This is a genomic window from Nonomuraea jiangxiensis (assembly GCF_900099965.1).
In the GTDB taxonomy this organism is placed as follows: domain Bacteria; phylum Actinomycetota; class Actinomycetes; order Streptosporangiales; family Streptosporangiaceae; genus Nonomuraea; species Nonomuraea jiangxiensis.
This window is the reverse complement of the sequence record NZ_FNDJ01000012.1, coordinates 83387-102014: the sequence shown is the minus strand read 5'-3', so window position 1 is coordinate 102014 and position 18628 is coordinate 83387. Positions and strand designations below refer to the sequence as shown.

Genomic DNA, 18628 nt, shown 5'->3' with positions numbered 1-18628 from the left:
TGCCGTCAATAGCGGTCAGCTTCTGTCCTGAACGTACGGGACGCCCGGAGGATTCAGCGGGAAGTGCACAGGCGTACCAGGTCGGGCACCAGCCGCCTGAGCAGTTCCTCGTCCTTCGGGTCGGCGGGAGCGTACTCGGTGATCCCCAGGCCGGCGATCTCGTGCCGGGCGGTCAGGCGGGCGACCGCCGCGGTCAGCGCCTCGGCGGACAGGCCGTCCGGTTCGGGGTAGCCGACCGAGGCGAAGCCGTCCAGGACGTCGAGGTCGACGTGCACGTACACGACCGCGTCCGCGTCGATCGTGTCCGGGCCGCCGATGCCGTTGTCGCGGATGTAGTCCTCCTCCGCGGGATCCAGGCACCGGGTTCCCACCATGGACACCTGACCGGGGCGCAGCGCGGGCGCGGGCACCAGCTCGGGCGGGCCCTCGCCCAGGAGGGTGCGCAGGATCATGCCGTGGAAGGCGCCCGACGCGGAGGTGGCCGGGCTGTTCAGGTCTCCGTGCGCGTCGAACCACACCAGGGCCAGCCGGTCGCCGTGCCTGCGCAGCGCGGAGGCGATCGGTTCCAGCTCCACGCCGCAGTCGCCGCCGACGGTGACCACGAAGTCGTCGTCGTCCGGGAGCGACCGCCGGACCCGGTCGGCGGTCTCGCGGAGGGTGGCGCCGGTCTCCACCCGGACGTGCCGCGCCCCCGGCACCATCGCCGCCAGCCGGGCGGCGCCTTCGACGAGCCTGGGGGCGGTGGGCGACAACGACCCCTGCCACTGGGGAACCTCAACGACGGTGACCATGCCGTGCTCCGTTTCTCGTAGTAGGCGGCTGCCAGTGTCGCGTGCTGCAATTGGCAATGTCCACTTAGTGTTTCTGCGCTGATCTGTAAGGATTGCTTGATGTTGGATCCGGCCCGGCTCCGCCTGCTGCGCGAGTTCGCCGATCACGGCACGATGACCGCCGCGGGCGAGTCCTGCGGGATGACCTCCTCCGCCGTCTCCCAGCAACTGGCCACGCTCGAGCGCGAGGCCGGCGTCCGGCTGTTCGAGCGGGCCGGCCGCCGCGTCCGCCTCACCGCCGAAGGCGAGCGCCTCCTGGGGCACGCGCACATCGTCCTGAACGCCCTGGACGCCGCGGAGGAGGACCTCCGCTCCGCCGCGACCCCACGCGGACCGCTCCGGGTGGCCTGCTTCGCCACGGCCGCGGTCCACCGGCTGCTCCCCGCCATCGCCGTGGCCAGGACCCGCCACCCTGACCTGCACGTGATCCTGTACGAGCTCGAACCCCGCGAGGCGCTCGACACGCTCCGCGCCGGCGGCTGCGACCTCGCGATCACCTTCACCTACAACCTCATCCCCGAGGAGCCGCCACCCGGCGCCACCGGCCGCGTCCTGGGCGCCGAGCCCATCATGATCGCCCTCCCGGAAGGCCACCCGGCCGTGGCGGACGCGGTGGACCTGCGCCTCCTGCGCCGGGACCCCTGGGTGGCGGGCTCCCGAGACACCACCGACCACGAGATGCTCGACCGCGCCTGCGCCCTGGCCGGCTTCCACCCCAACGTCGTCCACACCGCCGACGACTACGCGCTCGTCATGCGCATGGTCCGCGAGGGCCTGGGCGCGGGCCTGGTGCCCGAGCTCGTCGCCACGGTGGTCGGCGTCCCCGACGGCGTCGTGCTCCGGCCGATCTCCGCCATCGAGATCACCCGGACCACCCACGCCCTGGTCCGCAGCCTCACCCCGGCGGCCGGCGCCCTCCTGGAACTGCTGCAAACGGGAGGACCGCGCGAGACGGCCCGGTGAGCGGGCCCACCGCCGAGGGGAGGCCGGCGCGCGCGATGCTATTCTAACGATCCTTAGAATCTGAGGAGGAGTTGGAATGTCCTATCCCGAGCCCCGCTACCTGGGAGAGACCGGCGAGCACAGTGGCGTCGTGCGTGCGGCCGATCTGCCGGCCGACCTGTCCATGGCCAGCGGGACGCAGGTGCACTACCTCGGCACCGGCGGCTCGACGAACGGCGCGTTCGGCCTGTACCGATGGGAGATGGGTCCCGGCCCGTCCGGCCCCGGCGCGCACTTCCACCGCACGATCACCGAGTCGTTCTACGTGCTGTCCGGCGCGATCCAGCTCTACAACGGCGAGAAGTGGGCTGAAGGGCGGCCCGGCGACTTCCTGTTCGTGCCCGAGGGCGGCGTGCACGCCTTCCGCAACCAGTCCGGGGAGCCCGCCTCGATGCTGATCCTGTTCACCCCGGGTGCGCCCCGCGAGGCGTATTTCGAGGAGCTGGCCGACATCTCCCACACCGGCCGCCAGCTCACTCCCGAGGAGTGGACGGAGCTGTACCTGCGCCACGACCAGTACATGGTCTGATGTCCGACTTCCCGGAGGAGCCGATCTACCAGCAGCTGGCCCGCATCGGCAAGGCCCTGGCCAGCCCGGTGCGGCTGCGCCTGCTGGACGTGCTCGACCAGCGCGAGCGCACGGTCGAGGAGCTGGCCCAGGCGGCGGGGGTGGCGCTCAAGAACACCTCGGCCCAGCTCCAGCAGTTGCGTGCCGCGCACCTGGTGACCAGCAGGAAGGAGGGCTCCCGGGTCTACTACCGGGTGGCGGACGACCGGGTGTCGCGCTTCCTCGGGGAGCTGCACGGCTTCGCGCACGACCGGCTCGCCGACCTGCGCGACGCCGTACGGGAGCGGCTGGCCTCCCCGGAGGGCGTGACCGCGCACGAGCTGGCCGCCCGCCTGTCCCACGCCGGCACGCTGGTCGTGGACGTGCGCTCGCCCGCCGACTACGCGGCCGGCCACGTGCCGGGGGCGATCTCGCTGCCGCTGGCCGAGCTGCGCGACCGGCTGGACGAGCTGCCGAAGGAGGCGGAGATCATCGCGTACTGCGGCGGGCCGTACTGCGCGGTGTCCGCGGAGGCAGTCCGCGTCCTCGGCGAGCACGGCTACACCGCCCGCACCCTCGACGGGGGATATCTCGGCTGGCGGCGCGCCGACCAGCCGGCGGGAGGGTGACGCGGCGGTCGCGCGTCACCGCGGATGAAAGCACGGTCCCCGGCGAGGGGTCTGCCCTCAGTGGGGCATATCACCGTTAATTGATTTGAACGAGTGAGTACTCGCTCATTAGACTCCCCGGCATGACCAGAAGGCGAAGGGTGCCGGCGATGGCGCCGGAGGACCGTCGGGCCGCGCTCATCACCGCCACGATCCCGCTGCTCCGCGAGCACGGCACCGCGGTGAGCACCCGCCAGATCGCCGAGGCCGCGGGCGTGGCCGAGGGCACGATCTTCGGCGTCTTCCCCGACAAGGCCTCGCTGCTGCGGGCGGCGCTGATGGCCGCCTTCGACCCGCAGCCCGCGGTGGACGCGCTGGCGGCCATCGACCCGCGGCTGGACCTGCGCGTACGGCTGCGCAAGGCGGTCACCATGTTGCGATTCGGGATGAACGCCAACGCCAACCTCGTCGCCGCGCCCAAGGAGCTGCTGGCCGACGACACCGAGTTCCGCGAGCGGCTGATGAACGACCGGCGGCGGATCATGGACGGGCTCGCCGCCCTGGTCGAACCCGACCGTGCCCGGCTGCGCCGCTCCCCCCAGGCCACCGCCCAACTGCTGCTCATGCTGGTCGCGGTGAGCGTGCACCGAGGCTTCGGCCAGGGCGGCGAGTTCGGCGACATGGACGACGAGGAGATCGTCTCCGTCCTGCTCGACGGACTGCTGGTCCGGCCCCTCTCCACTCCTTCGACAGAAAGCCCCTCTTGATGCTGTTCCGCCTGCTAAGGGGCCAGCTCAGGCCGTACCGGAAAGAGATCACGCTCGTCGTCCTCTTCCAGTTCGTGCAGACACTGGCCACGCTCTATCTGCCCACCCTCAACGCCGACATCATCGACGACGGTGTCGTCAAGGGCGACACCGGTTACATCATGCGCATCGGGCTGGTGATGCTCGGGGTGACGTTAGTACAGATCATCTGCTCGGCCGTGGCCGTCTACTACGGTGCCCGGACCTCGATGGCGCTCGGCAGGGATCTGCGGGCCGCGATCTTCCACCGGGTGCAGGACTTCTCCGTCCAGGAGGTCAACGCGTTCGGCCCGCCGTCGCTGATCACCCGGACCACCAACGACGTGCAGCAGGTCACGGTGCTCGTGCTGATGACGTTCACGATGATGGTGGCCGCGCCGATCATGTGCGTCGGCGGCATCGTGCTGGCGCTGCGTCAGGACACGGCGCTGTCGTCGCTGCTGGTCGTCGTGCTGCCCCTGATGATCGTCATCGTGGGCCTGATCGTGATGCGGATGCGCCCGCTCTTCCGCACGATGCAGGAGCGCATCGACCGGATCAACCAGGTGCTGCGCGAGCAGATCACCGGCATCCGGGTCATCAGGGCCTTCGTCCGCGACCGGCACGAGCGCGAGCGCTTCGGCGTGGCCAACGCCGACCTGACCGACGTGTCGCTGCGGGTCGGCCGGCTGATGGCGCTGATGTTCCCCTCGGTCATGCTGGTGGTGAACGTGTCCAGCGTGGCCGTGGTGTGGTTCGGCGGATACCGCATCGCCGACGGTTCCATGGAGGTGGGCGCGCTGACCGCGGTCATCTCCTACCTGATGCAGATCCTCATGTCGGTCATGATGGCGATGTTCATGTTCATGATGATCCCGCGGGCCGAGGTCTGCGCCGAGCGCATCCAGGAGGTGCTCGACACCGAGCCGACCGTCCATCCGCCGGCGGAGCCCGTCGTCCCGGAAAGGCAGATCGGCGAGCTGGAGTTGCGGTCCGTGGACTTCCGTTATCCCGGCGCGGAGGAGCCGGTGCTGTCCGGCGTGAGCTTCACGGTGCGGCCGGGCCGGACCACCGCCATCATCGGCAGCACCGGCAGCGGGAAGACCACGCTGCTCAACCTCATCCCCCGCCTGTTCGACGCGACCGCCGGAGACGTGCTGGTCGACGGCGTCAACGTGCGCGACCTCGACCCGGCCGCGCTCTCCCGCGCGGTCGGACTGGTCCCGCAGTCGCCCTACCTCTTCTCCGGCACCGTCGCCTCCAACCTCAGGTACGGCCGGCAGGACGCCACGGACGAGGAGCTGTGGCGGGCACTGGAGGTGGCTCAGGCCCGAGACTTCGTCGAGGAGATGCCCGGCGGCCTGGACGAGCCGATCTCCCAGGGCGGCACCAACGTCTCCGGCGGCCAGCGCCAGCGCCTGGCCATCGCCAGGGCCCTGGTGCACCGGCCGGAGATCTACCTGTTCGACGACTCCTTCTCCGCCCTCGACTACGCCACCGACGCCCGGCTGCGGGCCGCGCTGGCCGAGGAGATCGCGGACGCCACGATGATCATCGTGGCCCAGCGGGTGAACACGATCCGCCACGCCGACCGCATCCTCGTGCTCGACGAGGGCCGCGTGGTCGGCAGCGGAGACCACGCCGAACTCATGACCACCTGCCCGACCTACCGGGAGATCGTGCTCTCCCAGCTCACCGAACAGGAGGCCGCGGCATGACGACGCAGACCCCCGCGCGCCGTCCTCCCGCCTTCGGACCCGGCCGGATGATGTCCGGGCCCGCGGAGAAGGCGCTCGACTTCGGCGGTTCGTTCCGCCGCCTGCTGCGGTTGCTGCGCCCCGAGCGCACGCTGCTGACCGTCATCCTGGCCCTCGGGGCGGTCAGCGTCGCGCTGACCGTGACGGGCCCCAAGATCCTCGGCCACGCCACGGACGTGATCTTCTCCGGCATCATCGGGGCCCAGCTGCCCGCCGGGGTCACCAAGGAGCAGGCCGTGGCGGGGCTGCGCGCCCAGGGCCAGAACACGTTCGCCGACATGGTGTCGTCGATGAGCGTGGTGCCCGGGCAAGGCATCGACTTCACCGCGCTGGCCCAGGTGCTGGGCTGGGTGCTGGTGATCTACCTGGTGGCGTCGGTGCTCGGGATCGCGCAGTTCCGGCTGACCACGACCGTCGTGCAGCGGGCGGCGTCCCGGCTGCGCGACCAGATCGAGGCCAAGCTGGCGCGGTTGCCGCTGAGCTACTTCGACGACCAGCCGCGCGGCGAGATCCTCAGCCGGGCCACCAACGACACCGACAACATCGCCCAGACGTTGCAGCAGACGATGAGCCAGCTCATCACGTCGGTGCTGACGGTCGTGGCGGTGCTGGCGATGATGTTCGTGATCTCGCCGGTCCTGGCGCTGATCGCGCTGGTCACGGTGCCGGTGTCGATCTACGTCACCGCGGTCGTCGGCAAGCGGTCGCAACCGCAGTTCATCAAGCAGTGGTCCTCGACCGGCAAGCTCAACGGCCACATCGAGGAGATGTACAGCGGGCACACGCTGGTCAAGGTGTTCGGCGGGCAGAAGGAGGCGGCCGAGACCTTCTCCGAGCACAACGAGGCCCTGTTCGCCGCCAGCTTCCGCGCCCAGTTCATCTCCGGGCTGATCCAGCCGGCGATGATGTTCATCGGCAACCTCAACTACGTGCTGGTCGCTGTGGTGGGCGGGCTCAAGGTGGCCTCGGGCTCGATCTCGCTGGGCGACGTCCAGGCCTTCATCCAGTACTCGCGGCAGTTCAGCCAGCCGCTGACCCAGGTGGCCGGCATGGCGAACCTGGTGCAGTCGGGCATCGCCTCGGCCGAGCGGGTCTTCGAGCTGCTGGACGCCGCGGAGCAGTCTCCCGAGCCCGCCAAGCCGGCGCGGCCCGACCAGGTCAGGGGCAGGGTGACGTTCGAGAACGTGTCCTTCCGCTACGCCGAGGACCGGCCGCTGATCGAGGACCTCTCGCTGAACGTGGAGCCGGGCCAGACCGTGGCCATCGTCGGCCCCACGGGCGCCGGCAAGACGACGCTGGTCAACCTCATCATGCGCTTCTACGAGGTGACCGGCGGCCGCATCACGCTCGACGGCGTCGACATCGCCGAGATGTCCAGGGAGGAGCTGCGGGCCAACATCGGCATGGTGCTGCAGGACACCTGGCTGTTCGGCGGCACGATCGCGGAGAACATCGGCTACGGCGCGGAGGGCGCCACCCGCGAACGGATCGAGGCCGCCGCGCGGGCCGCCCACGTGGACCGCATCGCGCACACGCTGCCCGACGGCTACGACACGGTGATCGACGACGAGGGCGGGACGGTCAGCGCGGGCGAGAAGCAGCTGATCACGATCGCCCGCGCGTTCCTCTCCGAGCCGGCGATCCTCATCCTGGACGAGGCGACCAGCTCGGTCGACACCCGGACCGAGGTGCTCATCCAGCGGGCGATGAGCTCGCTGCGCGCGGGCCGTACGAGCTTCGTGATCGCCCACCGGCTCTCCACGATCCGCGACGCCAGCCTCATCCTGGTCATGGAGAACGGGCGGATCGTCGAGCAGGGCACGCACGAGTCGCTGCTGGCCGCGGACGGCGCCTACGCCCGGCTGTACTCGGCCCAGTTCGCCCAGGCGGTCGTCGAGGTGGACTAGCGGCCGCCCGGATCCACCGGCGCGCCGGGCCCGCGGGCCCGGCGCGTTCGGCGTGACGTACGGCACGGCCCGTCAGCCGTCAGCCCCTCGCGCCACGGGGAGGCGACGATCACGCTCGTGTCCTTCCCGGGCGAGTGCCCGCCTGCGGCGAAGCGCCCCGGCGACCGGCGCGAGCACGAAGGCCGCCAGCGCCGGCGCGGCCAGGAACAGGATCGCGGTGAAGATCCATTCGCTTGACCCGGCCGGCCCGTAGACCCGGCCGGCCAGCCCGACGTCGATCGCCTCGGTCGGCAGGCCCGCCTGGTGGGTGCCCCGGTCGCTGCCGGCGAGGGCGACCCCCGCGCGCCGGACGGCGCCGTCCTCAGACCGGAAGTCGCCGATCCAGGTGCAGGTCTCGTGGCCGGGGTGCTGGACGCACTCCAGGTGCCGGGCGGTGAAGGTTCCGGGCCGGCCGTCGCCGCCGGCCAGCCGCAGCGCCGGGCCGAGCGCCGGTGCCGTACAGGACACCAGGAGCCCGGCGACGAGCAGCAGGACGGCGGCCAGCGGCAGGGGCAGGGGCCGTCGCCTCATGCCGGCGCGGGTGCGGGCGCGGGCGCGAGCGCGCAACCACAGCGCATGTCGGCGCGCTCGGTCGGCGTCGGCCTGCGGTGCAGCAGCATCGCGACCACCATCGGCGCGAACACCACGGCGTTGTAGAACAGGTGCAGCTCGACGCGGGGGACCAGGAGCTGGATGATGCTGGTCGGGACGGGCCGACCGGCGAGATACGTGCCGCTCATGGACTGGACCAGCAGCAGGAAGTGCTCGATGTGGTGCCAGAACTGGATGCCGAGCGCGATGGTCCACCAGGTCCGGGAGCGGCCGGTGAAGCCCCGCCGGAGCAGGAGCAGGCCGGCGAGCATGATCAGGGCGTAGCCGTAGTGCATCCACTCGGAGGTGACGAGCCACGGGAACGGCACACCGAGCACCCCGCGCGCCTCCTTGAGCGGCCAGCCGAGGGCGTAGATCTGGATGGCCTGCGCGATGTGCTCGGCCCAGTGGGCCACGACGATCACCAGGAAGAGCCCGAGGGCGGTCTTGTGGTGCTGCTCGTTGAGCCGCGTCAGAAATCCGGCGTTTTGAGGGGGCATGTGAGCTCCTGACGTCGAGTACTCGCTCCGGTGGAAGGGATGGACGTGCGGCCGGCGGCGATCGCCCGGCGCGGGGGTGGGGTCGCTGCGGCCGTGCTCATGAGGCCGCCGGTACGAGCCGCGCGCCGGTCGGGACGGCGCCGGCGGGGGCGGCCGGGACGGTCAGGAAAGCCACAGGTCAGTCCTCCCGGCGTTGCCGCGATGGGGGGAGTGCGGCCGGCCACCCGGACGAGCGGGTGGGCGGCTTCGTGCTGACCGGCCGGGCGCCGGGCTGGGACCAGGTCGTCGCCACCCCGGACCGGCTCCTGAAGCCACCGGCATGCAGCCCGGGATCACCGACGCCGCTCGATATCGTCTCATCATGCTGATCGAGAGGGAACGGCATGACGGCATCCGGGACGGCACGATCACGGTGCTGTTCCGCCGCTGGCGGCAGCGGCAGGCGAGCGCGGGCCACGTGTACCGCACCGCGCTGGGCCGAGTGGCGGTCGACGCGATCGACGTCGTGACGACCGCCCAGATCACCGACGCCGACGCGACGGCCGCCGGCTACCCGTCCGCCGCCGCCGCGATCGAGGACCTTCGCGGCAGCCCCGGCGACCCGGTCTACCGGCTCGCCATCAGGTACGTCCCCGAGCCGGACCCGCGCGACGAGCTGGCGGCCACCGATGACCTGCCCGCGGACGAGCTGGCGGACGTGGCGGCCAGGCTCGCCCGGCTGGACCGGGCGAGCAGGACGGGCCCGTGGACGGAGGCGGCGCTGGAGATCATCGACCGGCGGCCCGCCGTGCGCGCCGGCGACCTGGCCGCGGAGCTGGGCCGCGAGGTGGCGCGGTTCAAGCTGGACGTGCGCAAGCTGAAGAACCTCGGCCTCACCGTCAGCCTCGACACGGGCTACCGGATCTCCCCGCGAGGCGCCGCCTACCTGGCGAGCCGGGCGGGGGAGAGGCGGCCGGGCGACCGGCAGGGCTGAGCCGCGCGGGAGAAGCGGCCGGGCGACGGGCAGGGCTGAGCCGCGCGGGAGACGCGCGACCGCGCGGTCGCGCGGCGTGAGTTCCGGCGCGATCCCGGCGAGGTCCCGGCCTGCCACGAGTACGCGCCCTCGCCTCGTCGGGTGCATGTCTTGAGGATGCCTGACGGGCCGGTCAGAGCCTTCTCCCACAGTGCTGCCACGAAGGCCCCGGACATGGGACGATGAAATCCGTAGGATATAGCCGACGCTTGACGGGTAGGATGTTCCCTACCTAAGGTGGCCGCATGGAAATCACACATGTGCATAAGCTGACCGTCCCCGTCACCGACCAGGACGTCGCCAAGGCGTTCTATGTCGGCAAGCTCGGCTTCGAGCTCCGCGGCGACCTGCCGGTGCCGATGGGCGAGAACTCGCGCTGGATCGAGGTGGCGCCCAAGGGCGCGCAGACGACGCTGGTGCTGTGCGACTGGCTGCCGGACGCGCCCAAGCTGCGGGGCGCCATGCTCGCGACCAAGGACACCGACCTGGCCGTCGCCGCCCTGCGCGATGCCGGTGTCGCCATCGACGACCCCCAGCGGACCCCGTGGGGCAACCAGGCGACCTTCGCCGACCCCGACGGCAACACGTTCATCCTCACCGACGGTCCCGCCTGACCGCCCTGTCGCACGCGCGTTTGACGGGTAGGAGAGCCCCTACTGGTAATGTGGTGGGGCCGGCGGGCACCGGGGCCCCGGCGTGAGCGCGATCGAGGACTGCGAACCATGCCGCGGAGCGGGAAGACGGCGTCACCGGACCAGGTCCCCACCTTGCTCGACGACGTGTTCCCTGCGCTGGCCAACCCGGTCAGGCGCCGCATCCTGCAGCTCCTGCTCCAAGGTCCGCAGTCCGTCAACGCCCTCGCCGCGCACTTCGACATGGCCCGCCCCAGCGTGTCGGAGCACCTCAAGGTGCTGCGGGACTCCGGCCTGGTGACCGAGCGGAAGGTCGGCAGGGAGCGCCACTACTCACTGTGCCAGGAACCCCTGCGGGAGATCTCCGACTGGCTGCACCCGTACGAGGCCTACTGGCGCGAACGGCTGCGGCTCCTGCACGACACCGTGCTGGAGGAGCAGGAGGCGGACGAGCAGGGCCGGTAGGCGCGAGTGGCCGGGGCGGGCGGGGCGCCGTTCAGGCGGGCTGGGCGGCGAGGGCGGCCAGCCGGGGCAGGACCGTGCTCCGCCACCCCCGGCCCATCCGGTCGAACGCGCTGAGGTCCCCGGGGTCGTCCAGGTCGAAGCCGGAGTGCTCCAGGAGCAGCCGGGTGCCCTTGCCCTCGGCGACCAGGCTCCAGGTCAGCGTCCAGGTGCCGTTGAAGGTGTAGACGAGCCGCTCGTACGGCTCGACTTCGAGCACCTCGCACGGGACCGGGCCCCGGCCCGGCATGAGCAGGTGGAAGCGGTGGCCGACGACGGGGCGGATGTCACCGGGAGCCCACCAGCGGGCGAGCAGGTCGGGCTCGGTCAGGGAGCTCCACACTCTCGCCGGCGGCGCGGGGATGAACTGGTCGACCGAGATGGCGGTGGCACGGGCGTCGTCGGGCACGGGTCTTTCCTTGTTCGCGGGAGAACGACCCGTCCCAGCTTAGGTCATCGAGTCGCACGTCATCGGCGGGCGGGGCCGGGTCCGCCGCGGTGGGCCCGGCCCCGCGCGGCTAACGGACGGTCAGGCGCATGGTCCCGATCCGGCTGATGCCGGTGTCCAGGACGTCGCCGCGGTGGATCGGGCCGACACCGGGCGGGGCTCCGGTGAAGAGCAGGTCGCCGGGGAGCAGCGTCATCATCGACGAGGCGTACGCGACGATGGCCGGAACCTTGGTGATCATGGTGGAGGTGTGCACCGCCTGGCGCTCCTCGCCGTTCACCGACAGGCGGATGTCGAGGCCGGCCGGGTCGCCGACCTCGTCGGCCGTGACCAGGTAGGGGCCCAGCGGGCTGAAGGTGTCGTAGCTCTTGCGGCGGGAGCGGTCGGCGGCGCTGCGCACGGTGATGTCCAGGCCGAGGGTGTAGCCGACGACGTGGTCGAGGGCGGACTCCTCCGGGATGTCCTTGCCGCCGGCGCCGATGACCACGACAAGCTCGGACTCGTGGTGGATCTCCTGGCCGGCCGCCACGACCGCGTCGGGCAGCACGATGTCGTCCTGCGGCCCGGAGATCGACGACGGCGCCTTGAGGAAGACGTCGAAGTCGAACATCCACGACACGACGCCGCCGAGGGTGCGCTCCTGCACGTCGTGCATCTCGGCCACGTGGTCGGCGTAGTTGCTGGCCGAAGCGACGATCTTGGACGGGTTGAGCGCCGGGGCGAGCAGCCGCGCCGGCCGCACCGGGCGGCCCAGTTCGGCGGCCTTCTCCAGCGCCTCCCGCACGTCCGCGAAGTCCCGGCACAGCCGGCGCCACCAGCCCGCGCTCAGCGGGTCGGGATCGTGGGGCCAGGGCAGCGCGTCCGTCACGTCGACGACGCCGTCACCGGTCACCACCCCGAGCCGGTAGTCGTCGAACAGGGCCAGTCTCATGAGGGCTCCTCGGGGATGAACGTGGACGTGACCGCCTGCGGGGCGGCCAGGGTCTCCTCCCGGTAGATCCCCAGGGCGCGGTGCACCGGGGCGTCACCGAGGCTGAACAGGTCCGCCGGGGTGGCGGCGTGGTGCTCCACCGGCACCCACGACGGCGCCGCGAACATGTCGCCCGCCCGCCAGTCGAAGCGGCGGCCCGCCATGATCGAGTGACCCTCGCCGCGGAAGACGACGTAGACGGTGTTGCCGCTGCGCCGGACGGGCAGCGTGCCGCGCCCCGGGACGATCCGGTGCATGCCGCAGGCGAGGGTGGGCAGGACGCTGGCGCCCGAGACCGGGTTGGTGAACTCCAGGCTGACCGTGCCCGCGTCGGTGCCCGCCGCCAGCCGGGTCAGCTCCGCGTCCGTGTCGGCCCACCGGTAGACCAGCAGGGGCGACGGGGCCGGGTCCAGGGCCTCGGTGACCTGCCCGGGGACGTACGCCGGGCCGTGCCCCGCGGGGTCGTGCGGGCCCCGCACCGGCTGGCGGTCCTCGGGGTGCGGCTCGAAGAAGATGCAGTCCAGGGCCTCGATCATCGGCAGGTCGAGGCCGTCGAACCAGAACATCGGCTCGTCGCCGCCGTTGGTGTGGTCGTGCCAGGCCCATCCGGGCGTGAGGATCAGGTCGCCGGGGGACATCGCGCAGGACTCGCCGTTCACCGTCGTCCAGACGCCCTGTCCCGACAGGACGAACCGGATGGCGCCGGGCGAGTGCCGGTGCGCGGGCGCCGACTCGCCGGGGCCCAGGGCCTGGAGGGCGCCCCAGAGCGTGCCGGCCGCGTACGGTTTGCCCTCCAGCCCGGGGTTGGCCAGGGACAACACCCGGCGCTCGCCGCCGCGCTCCACCGGGACCAGCCGGATGGCCTGCTCGGCCAGCGGGCGCAGCACCCGTCCCGGCCAGAGCCAGGGCACCGCCTTGGGCCGGGGTGAGGGGGTGAGCAACTGCTCGGTGATGGTCCACAGGGGGCGCAGGCTCGCTGCCTCCAGGCGCGCGTACAGGTCCTGCAGTTCGTCGGTCGTCGTCGTCATGACGGCACCTCCATGGTGTGTCCGGGGGGCAGGCCGATGCCGAAGCGCCGCACGCTCTCCAGCAACGAGGCCCGCCGCATGTACGCGCGGGCCCGCGCCGGATCGGCCGCCACGGCCCGCATCTCCTCCTGGTTGGCCCGCCTGCGCGCCTCGTCGGTCTCCTTGAGCCGCTCGGTGTTGCGCTGCGTGTCGGCCTGGATGTACTCCGTGGCGACCTGGCGGCGCACAGCGTCGTACGTGCCCAGCTCCGCGTCGGGGTCTCCCTGGCCGGCGCGGATCCGCACGATGCGGGGGACCACGTCCATCACGTCGTGGATGCCGCTGTTGAGGCCGACGCCGCCGAGCGGGCTGTTGATGTGCGCCGCGTCGCCGGCGAGCACGATGTTCCCGGCCCGGAAGGTGGCGGCGATCCGCTGGTGCACGTTGTAGACCTGGAAGTCGACGATCGGGTAGCCGGCCGGGTAGGGCGCCACCGCCTGGAGCTGCTCCTGCATCCGGTCGGGCGCGGTGGCCGCCGTGGCGGGCTCGTCCGGCGGCACCGGATAGACCGCCCGCCACGACTCGGGCGTGCGCAGTAAGAACAGCCACTGGGCAGGGTCGGCGATGTAGTTGACGTGGGCCAGGCCGGGGATGCGCGCGCTCAGGTCGACGGTGGTGCTGACGATGAGGAAGCGTTCGGGGTAGGTGTAGCCGGCGAACTCGATGCCCAGGGACCGGCGCACCGTGCTGGCCGGGCCGTCGGCCCCGATCAGGTGGCTGCCGCGCAGCTCGCGGGGGCCGTCCGGGGTCTCGACGGTGGCGGTGACGCCGTCCGCGGTGCCGGCCACTCCGGTGACCCGGGAGCCGAACAGCAGCTCCACGTGGTCGTCGGCACGCAGCCGGTCGTGCAGCATGCGTACCAGGTGCTGCTGGTTGAGCTGGAGCCGGTACGGAAAGGCCGTCTCGTCGGCCAGCAGCCCGAAGTCGAACGCGGCGACCAGGCCGTCCCTGCGGTCGCGGAAGTGGTAGATGGGTGCGACCAGGCCCTCGGCGTTCATCTGGTCCGTCACGCCGATGCTTTGGAGCAACTCCAGCGTGGCGGCGTGGAAGGTCGAGGCCCGCCAGTCCGTCTTCGGGACGGGCTCGGCCTCGACCACCACCACGGGCACGCCGTCCACGGCCAGCCGCGCCGCCGCCGTCATCCCGACCGGCCCCGCCCCGACGACGATCACCGGCAGATCAGTGAGCTGGGTCATGCCTTCGACGGTAATCAGCTATTCCGGAGGTGCGAAAGGCAAGACGGTAGAGTTCCTGTATGTCGAATTTGGTTCCGGGGTCGGATTCCGTGCCCACGTCGGTGGACAACGCGCTGAGCCTGCTCGCCCTGATCGGCGAGCAGCGCACCATCCGCGTCTCCGAGGCCGCAGAGCGGCTCGGCGTGGCGCGTTCGACGGCGCACCGCCTGCTCAGCGCGCTGCGCAGGCACGGGTTCGTGCTCCAGGACAAGCCCAACGGGGTCTACCGGCCCGGCCCGGTGCTCCACGAGATCGGCCTGGCCGCCATCGGGCGCATCGACATCCGCTCGGTCGCCCGGCCGGTGCTGGAGGAGCTCAGCGAGCAGACCCGGGAGACCGTCAGCCTCAGCCTCATCGAGGGCCGCAACGTCCGCTTCGTGGACTGCGTCGAGAGCCCGCGCACGGTCCGCGTCGGCGACCGTACGGGCATCGTCATGCCCGCGCACTGCACGGCCGCGGGCAAGGCGATCCTGGCCGGGCTGTCCCCGATGGAGCTCGACCGCCGCTACCAGGACCGGACCCTGGTCACCCGCACCCCCAACTCCATCTCCACCTGGGAGCGGCTGGAGAGGGAGCTGGCGCTGGTGCGGCGGCACGGCTACGCCCTCAACGAGCAGGAGGGCGAGGAGGGCGTGTGCGCGGTCGCGGTGGCGGTGCGCGACCTGACGAACGCCCCGCTGGCGGCGCTGGCCGTGCTGCTGCCCGCGGCGCGGATCGGCCAGGCCGACGCGCGCCGCGACTTCGTGCCGCTGCTGGACGGGGCCGCCGCCTCCGTCCAGCGGTTGCTGCGCGCCAGCCTCTGACCCGGGCTACTTGAGCACGTACCTGTCGTGGTCGAAGGTGCGGTCGGTGAGGCCCAGGCGCCTCATGGAGGTCGCGATGAGGTCCACCGAGGCGCGGTCGGTGGTTCCCTTCCACTGCGGCAGGTGGATGCTCCCGGCCAGCTCGGGCTTGATCCCCGCGATCTTCGGCAGCGCCGCGCGGAACGTGGCCGGGTCCCGCCGGATGGCCTCCGCCGTCCGGCGCACCCCCGCCTGGAAGGACGACACCAGCCGCGGGTTCTGCCGCGCCTTCTCGGCCGCCATGAGATACGTGCCGATCTGCAGCCCCCGCCGGGCGTCGGTGTACGGGTCGGCCACCACCCGCATCCCGGCCGACCGCGCCATGGTCAGGAACGGCTCGATGAGCATCGCCGCGTCCACGTCGCCGCGTTCCAGGGCGGGCAGCATGTCGGGGAAGCCCATCTCGACGTACTTGACGCCGGCCGGGGTGACCCCGGCCCTGCGGATGGAGGCGTCGATCACGATGTCGTTGATGTTGCGTAGCGTGTTGACGGCGATCCGCTTGCCGTTCACCCCCGCCGCGCTGGTGATCGCGCTGCCCGCCGGGACGGCGATCCCGGAGAAGTCCTGCTCCGGGTCGTCGGCCGTGCTGGTGCCCGAGCCGACCATGGTGAGCGGCAGGCCCCGGTTCATCGCGATCACGGCGGAGACGACGTTGGAGCCGGCCACGTCCAGCCCGCCGTTGAGCAGCGCCGGGATCACCGCGGCGCCGCCCGCCGAGGTCTGCATCCGGACGTCCAGGCCCTGCTCCTTGAAGAAGCCGCGCTGCACCCCGTAGGTGATGAAGGCCGCGGGCATGCCCGCCGTGTCGGACACCTTGATCTGGGTCAGCCCGGCGCTGCCGCCCGCCGGGCCGGAGCCGCCGCCGGACAGGTCACCGGGGTAGTCGCTGCACGCGGTGACCAGGAACAGCGCGGCCAGCAGGGCGCCGACCCGGCCGAGCCTGGTCATTGCGGCGTTCCCGCCGGGCTGAGCGCGGCGAGCAGCTCGCTGCGCAGCCGGCCGAAGTCCGGATGGCCCTTGGTGGTGAGCTGGTTGCGCGGCCGGGGGAGGTCCACCTCGACGGTGAGCGCGACGTGCGCGGGCGCCCGCAGGACCAGGACGCGGTCGGCCAGGTAGACCGCCTCGTCGATGTCGTGCGTGACGAACAGCACGGTGATCTCGTACCGCTGCCAGACGTCGAGCAGCAGGTCCTCCAGGCCCGCCCGGGTCTGCGCGTCGACCGAGGCGAACGGCTCGTCCATCAGCAGGATCTGCGGCCGGTAGGCCAGCGCCCGGGCGATGGCCACGCGCTGCTGCATGCCGCCGGACAGCTGCCACGGGTACGACCGGCCGCGCCCACCGAGCCCGACGGCCTCCAGCGCCTCCTGGGTGGCGGCCCGCGCCTCCTGCTTCGGGACCCCCTTGTAGCGCAGGGGGAAGGCGACGTTCCGCTCCACCGTCATCCACGGGTACAGCGACCTGCTGTAGTCCTGGAAGACGAAGGCCATCTCCCGGGGCGGCCCGGAGACGACCTCGTCCCGCAGGCGTACGTGGCCGGAGGTGACCGGCTCCAGCCCCGCCAGGCAGCGCAACATCGTGGTCTTCCCGCACCCGGACGACCCCAGGATGCAGACGAACTCACGCGCCGCGACGTCGAAGGTCAGATCGGCGACGGCGGGCCGGGCGGCCGGGTCGGGCCCGTAGACCTTGCTGAGCTGGGCGACCTCAAGCATCGGAGTTCCCCTTCAGACCGCGGTGCCAGAACAAGACGCGTGCCTCCATTACCACGAAGAGCCAGTTGAGGACGAAGCCGAGCACGCCGAGCAGCACGATCCCGGTCCACATCTCCGGGATGGCGAAGGACCGCTGCGACTCCAGTACGAAGTAACCGATCCCGTTGTCGCTGGCGACCATCTCCGAGACCACCATCAGGATGATCGCGATGGACAGGCTGGTCCGCATGCCCGCGAAGATCCGCGGGGTGGCCGCAGGGAGCACGATCCGCGTCAGCCGGGCGCCCGCCGGGATCTGGAACGAGCGCGCCGCGTCCAGCAGCTGCGACTCGACGCCGCGGACGCCGTCGATGGTGTTGAGCAGGATCGGCCAGACCGTGCCCAGCGCGATGATGAAGACCTTTGACCAGTCGCCGGCCCCGAACAGCAGCAGCGCGAACGGGATGAGCGCGGGCGGCGGGAGCGCCCGCAGGAACTGGACCACCGGGTCGGCCGCGGTCCGCAGCAGCCGGGACAGCCCGAGCGCCGTGCCGAGCACCATCCCCACGACGACCGCGATCGCGTAGCCGGCGAACATCCGGCCGAGGCTGGGCAGCACGTCCCCGCCCACCCGCTCGAAGAGCCACAGGTCGGCGAAATACCGGGCGACCTCGGAGGCGGGCGGGAAGTAGAAGCTGCCCGCCTGGCCGGTCCACCACCAGATGCCCGCCAGCAGGACGACCGGGACGACGAGCTGCAGCGCGAGCAGCCGCAGCGCGCGTCCCCACCGGCGGGTCCCGCCGCCGGCCGCCGGACGGGTCCGCCCGCCGGCCGCCGTGCCGATCGCGGTACGCGTCATCGGGCCACCTCCTGCCGTTGCGCGGGATGCCAGGACAGCACCCGCCGTTCCAGGGCGCCGAACGCCGCGTTGAGGGCCCAGCCGAGCAGGCCGGTCGCGATGATCAGCGCGTACATGCGGGTGGGGTCGCCCGCGGACTGCGCGACGATGATGGCGCGGCCAAGGCCGGGCGTGCCGACGACCAGCTCCTCGGTGATCGCCAGGATCAGCGCGATCGACGACGAGATGCGCAGGCCGGTCGCGATGTAGGGGGTCGCGCTCGGGAGGACGACCGTGCGGAACCGGGCGAACGTCCCGAGTCCGTACGCGCGGGCCGTGTCGATGGCGACCGGGTCGACGTCCTGGACGCCGTAGATGGTCTGGAACAGCATCGGCCAGAACACCGCGAAGGCGACGAGGAAGGTCTTGGTCTGCAAATCGGTGCCGTACACCAGGACGGTCAGCGGGATCAGCGCCACCGGCGGGACCGGCCGGCAGAACTCGATGACGACGCGGGACAGCCGGTAGGCCGTACGGCTGGAGCCGAGCGCCATGCCGATGGGCACCGCGAGCACCGCGCCGAGGCCGAGCCCGGTGGCCCAGCCGAGTAACGTCCTGCCGATCTCCACCCACAGCGGCCGTCCGCCGGCCAGCCGGAAGAACTCGGCGTAGATCTCGCCGGCCGGTGGGAACCAGCGCTCCGGCAGCAGCCCGCTGCGCGTGCACAGCTCCACCAGCAGCAGGGCCACCGCGATGCCCGCCACCTTGAGGCCGAGATCCGAGCCGCGTCCGGCCGACACGCGGGCGAGGGATACCACGGCAG

General features: G+C 71.8%; 21 protein-coding genes. 10 read left to right on the top strand and 11 right to left on the bottom strand.

Annotation, left to right across the window (positions count from 1 at the left end):
• Positions 1-53: 53 nt before the first annotated feature.
• Positions 54-791 carry an arginase family protein gene (locus BLS95_RS25895; RefSeq protein WP_090936324.1) on the bottom strand — a complete coding sequence of 246 codons (738 nt, stop codon included), beginning with the start codon at positions 789-791 and terminating at the stop codon, positions 54-56.
• A gap of 99 nt (positions 792-890) precedes the next feature.
• On the opposite strand from BLS95_RS25895, the gene BLS95_RS25890 reads away from it, so the two are divergent.
• From BLS95_RS25890 to BLS95_RS25865, 6 genes are all read left to right on the top strand, one after another.
• A complete protein-coding gene (locus BLS95_RS25890) occupies positions 891-1793 on the top strand; it encodes a LysR family transcriptional regulator (RefSeq protein ID WP_090936322.1) in 903 nt (300 codons plus the stop codon).
• Positions 1794-1869: 76 nt separating this feature from the next.
• Entirely contained in the window at positions 1870-2361 is a 492-nt protein-coding gene (locus BLS95_RS25885; protein ID WP_090936319.1) for a cupin domain-containing protein, read from the top strand.
• Positions 2361-3008 (top strand): ArsR/SmtB family transcription factor, encoded by a 648-nt coding sequence (locus BLS95_RS25880; RefSeq protein WP_090936315.1) that lies wholly within the window; start codon positions 2361-2363, stop codon positions 3006-3008. The genes BLS95_RS25885 and BLS95_RS25880 overlap by 1 nt, the downstream gene beginning before the upstream one ends.
• A 122-nt stretch (positions 3009-3130) precedes the next feature.
• Positions 3131-3754 (top strand): TetR/AcrR family transcriptional regulator, encoded by a 624-nt coding sequence (locus BLS95_RS25875; protein ID WP_090936312.1) that lies wholly within the window; start codon positions 3131-3133, stop codon positions 3752-3754.
• A complete protein-coding gene (locus BLS95_RS25870) occupies positions 3754-5490 on the top strand; it encodes an ABC transporter ATP-binding protein (protein WP_176993396.1) in 1737 nt (578 codons plus the stop codon). Before BLS95_RS25875 ends, BLS95_RS25870 begins: the two co-directional genes overlap by 1 nt.
• Positions 5487-7436 (top strand): ABC transporter ATP-binding protein, encoded by a 1950-nt coding sequence (locus tag BLS95_RS25865; protein ID WP_090936309.1) that lies wholly within the window; start codon positions 5487-5489, stop codon positions 7434-7436. Before BLS95_RS25870 ends, BLS95_RS25865 begins: the two co-directional genes overlap by 4 nt.
• A 72-nt stretch (positions 7437-7508) precedes the next feature.
• Here the strand turns inward: BLS95_RS25865 and BLS95_RS25860 are convergent, their stop codons facing one another.
• Together BLS95_RS25860 and BLS95_RS25855 are read right to left on the bottom strand one after the other, a co-directional pair.
• Positions 7509-8006, bottom strand: coding sequence for a hypothetical protein (locus tag BLS95_RS25860; RefSeq protein WP_143043867.1), 498 nt, complete (start codon positions 8004-8006; stop codon positions 7509-7511).
• A complete protein-coding gene (locus tag BLS95_RS25855) occupies positions 8003-8566 on the bottom strand; it encodes a hypothetical protein (protein WP_090936303.1) in 564 nt (187 codons plus the stop codon). Before BLS95_RS25855 ends, BLS95_RS25860 begins: the two co-directional genes overlap by 4 nt.
• A gap of 361 nt (positions 8567-8927) precedes the next feature.
• On the opposite strand from BLS95_RS25855, the gene BLS95_RS25850 reads away from it, so the two are divergent.
• The 3 genes from BLS95_RS25850 to BLS95_RS25840 all read left to right on the top strand — a co-directional run bounded on the left by BLS95_RS25850 (position 8928) and on the right by BLS95_RS25840 (position 10675).
• Entirely contained in the window at positions 8928-9539 is a 612-nt protein-coding gene (locus BLS95_RS25850) for a hypothetical protein (RefSeq protein ID WP_090937097.1), read from the top strand.
• 284 nt (positions 9540-9823) lie between these two features.
• Positions 9824-10192, top strand: coding sequence for a VOC family protein (locus BLS95_RS25845; RefSeq protein WP_090936300.1), 369 nt, complete (start codon positions 9824-9826; stop codon positions 10190-10192).
• A gap of 108 nt (positions 10193-10300) precedes the next feature.
• A complete protein-coding gene (locus BLS95_RS25840) occupies positions 10301-10675 on the top strand; it encodes an ArsR/SmtB family transcription factor (RefSeq protein ID WP_090936296.1) in 375 nt (124 codons plus the stop codon).
• A 31-nt stretch (positions 10676-10706) separates the two neighbouring features.
• Here BLS95_RS25840 and BLS95_RS25835 read toward each other — a convergent pair whose 3' ends face one another.
• The 4 genes from BLS95_RS25835 to BLS95_RS25820 form a co-directional block, all read right to left on the bottom strand.
• Positions 10707-11120 carry an SRPBCC family protein gene (locus tag BLS95_RS25835; protein ID WP_090936293.1) on the bottom strand — a complete coding sequence of 138 codons (414 nt, stop codon included), beginning with the start codon at positions 11118-11120 and terminating at the stop codon, positions 10707-10709.
• 109 nt (positions 11121-11229) lie between these two features.
• The gene (locus BLS95_RS25830; protein WP_090936290.1) at positions 11230-12090 is read right to left on the bottom strand and encodes a fumarylacetoacetate hydrolase family protein; all 861 of its coding nucleotides are present in this window, start codon (positions 12088-12090) and stop codon (positions 11230-11232) included.
• The gene (locus BLS95_RS25825; protein ID WP_090936288.1) at positions 12087-13157 is read right to left on the bottom strand and encodes a cupin domain-containing protein; all 1071 of its coding nucleotides are present in this window, start codon (positions 13155-13157) and stop codon (positions 12087-12089) included. The genes BLS95_RS25830 and BLS95_RS25825 overlap by 4 nt, the downstream gene beginning before the upstream one ends.
• Positions 13154-14392 (bottom strand): FAD-dependent oxidoreductase, encoded by a 1239-nt coding sequence (locus BLS95_RS25820; protein ID WP_090936285.1) that lies wholly within the window; start codon positions 14390-14392, stop codon positions 13154-13156. Before BLS95_RS25820 ends, BLS95_RS25825 begins: the two co-directional genes overlap by 4 nt.
• Before the next feature lie 59 nt (positions 14393-14451).
• On the opposite strand from BLS95_RS25820, the gene BLS95_RS25815 reads away from it, so the two are divergent.
• Complete coding sequence (locus BLS95_RS25815; protein ID WP_090936282.1) at positions 14452-15234, top strand: IclR family transcriptional regulator; 783 nt, start codon at positions 14452-14454, stop codon at positions 15232-15234.
• Positions 15235-15240: 6 nt separating this feature from the next.
• Here the strand turns inward: BLS95_RS25815 and BLS95_RS25810 are convergent, their stop codons facing one another.
• The 4 genes from BLS95_RS25810 to BLS95_RS25795 are packed head-to-tail and all read right to left on the bottom strand — an operon-like array spanning position 15241 to position 18623.
• Positions 15241-16224, bottom strand: a complete 984-nt coding sequence (locus tag BLS95_RS25810; protein ID WP_090936279.1) for an ABC transporter substrate-binding protein — start codon at positions 16222-16224, stop codon at positions 15241-15243.
• Complete coding sequence (locus tag BLS95_RS25805; protein WP_090936276.1) at positions 16221-16988, bottom strand: ABC transporter ATP-binding protein; 768 nt, start codon at positions 16986-16988, stop codon at positions 16221-16223. Before BLS95_RS25805 ends, BLS95_RS25810 begins: the two co-directional genes overlap by 4 nt.
• Positions 16981-17826 (bottom strand): ABC transporter permease, encoded by an 846-nt coding sequence (locus tag BLS95_RS25800; RefSeq protein WP_090936274.1) that lies wholly within the window; start codon positions 17824-17826, stop codon positions 16981-16983. Before BLS95_RS25800 ends, BLS95_RS25805 begins: the two co-directional genes overlap by 8 nt.
• On the bottom strand, positions 17823-18623 hold the full coding sequence (locus BLS95_RS25795) for an ABC transporter permease (protein ID WP_218135985.1): 801 nt from the start codon (positions 18621-18623) through the stop codon (positions 17823-17825). Before BLS95_RS25795 ends, BLS95_RS25800 begins: the two co-directional genes overlap by 4 nt.
• Positions 18624-18628 lie beyond the last annotated feature (5 nt).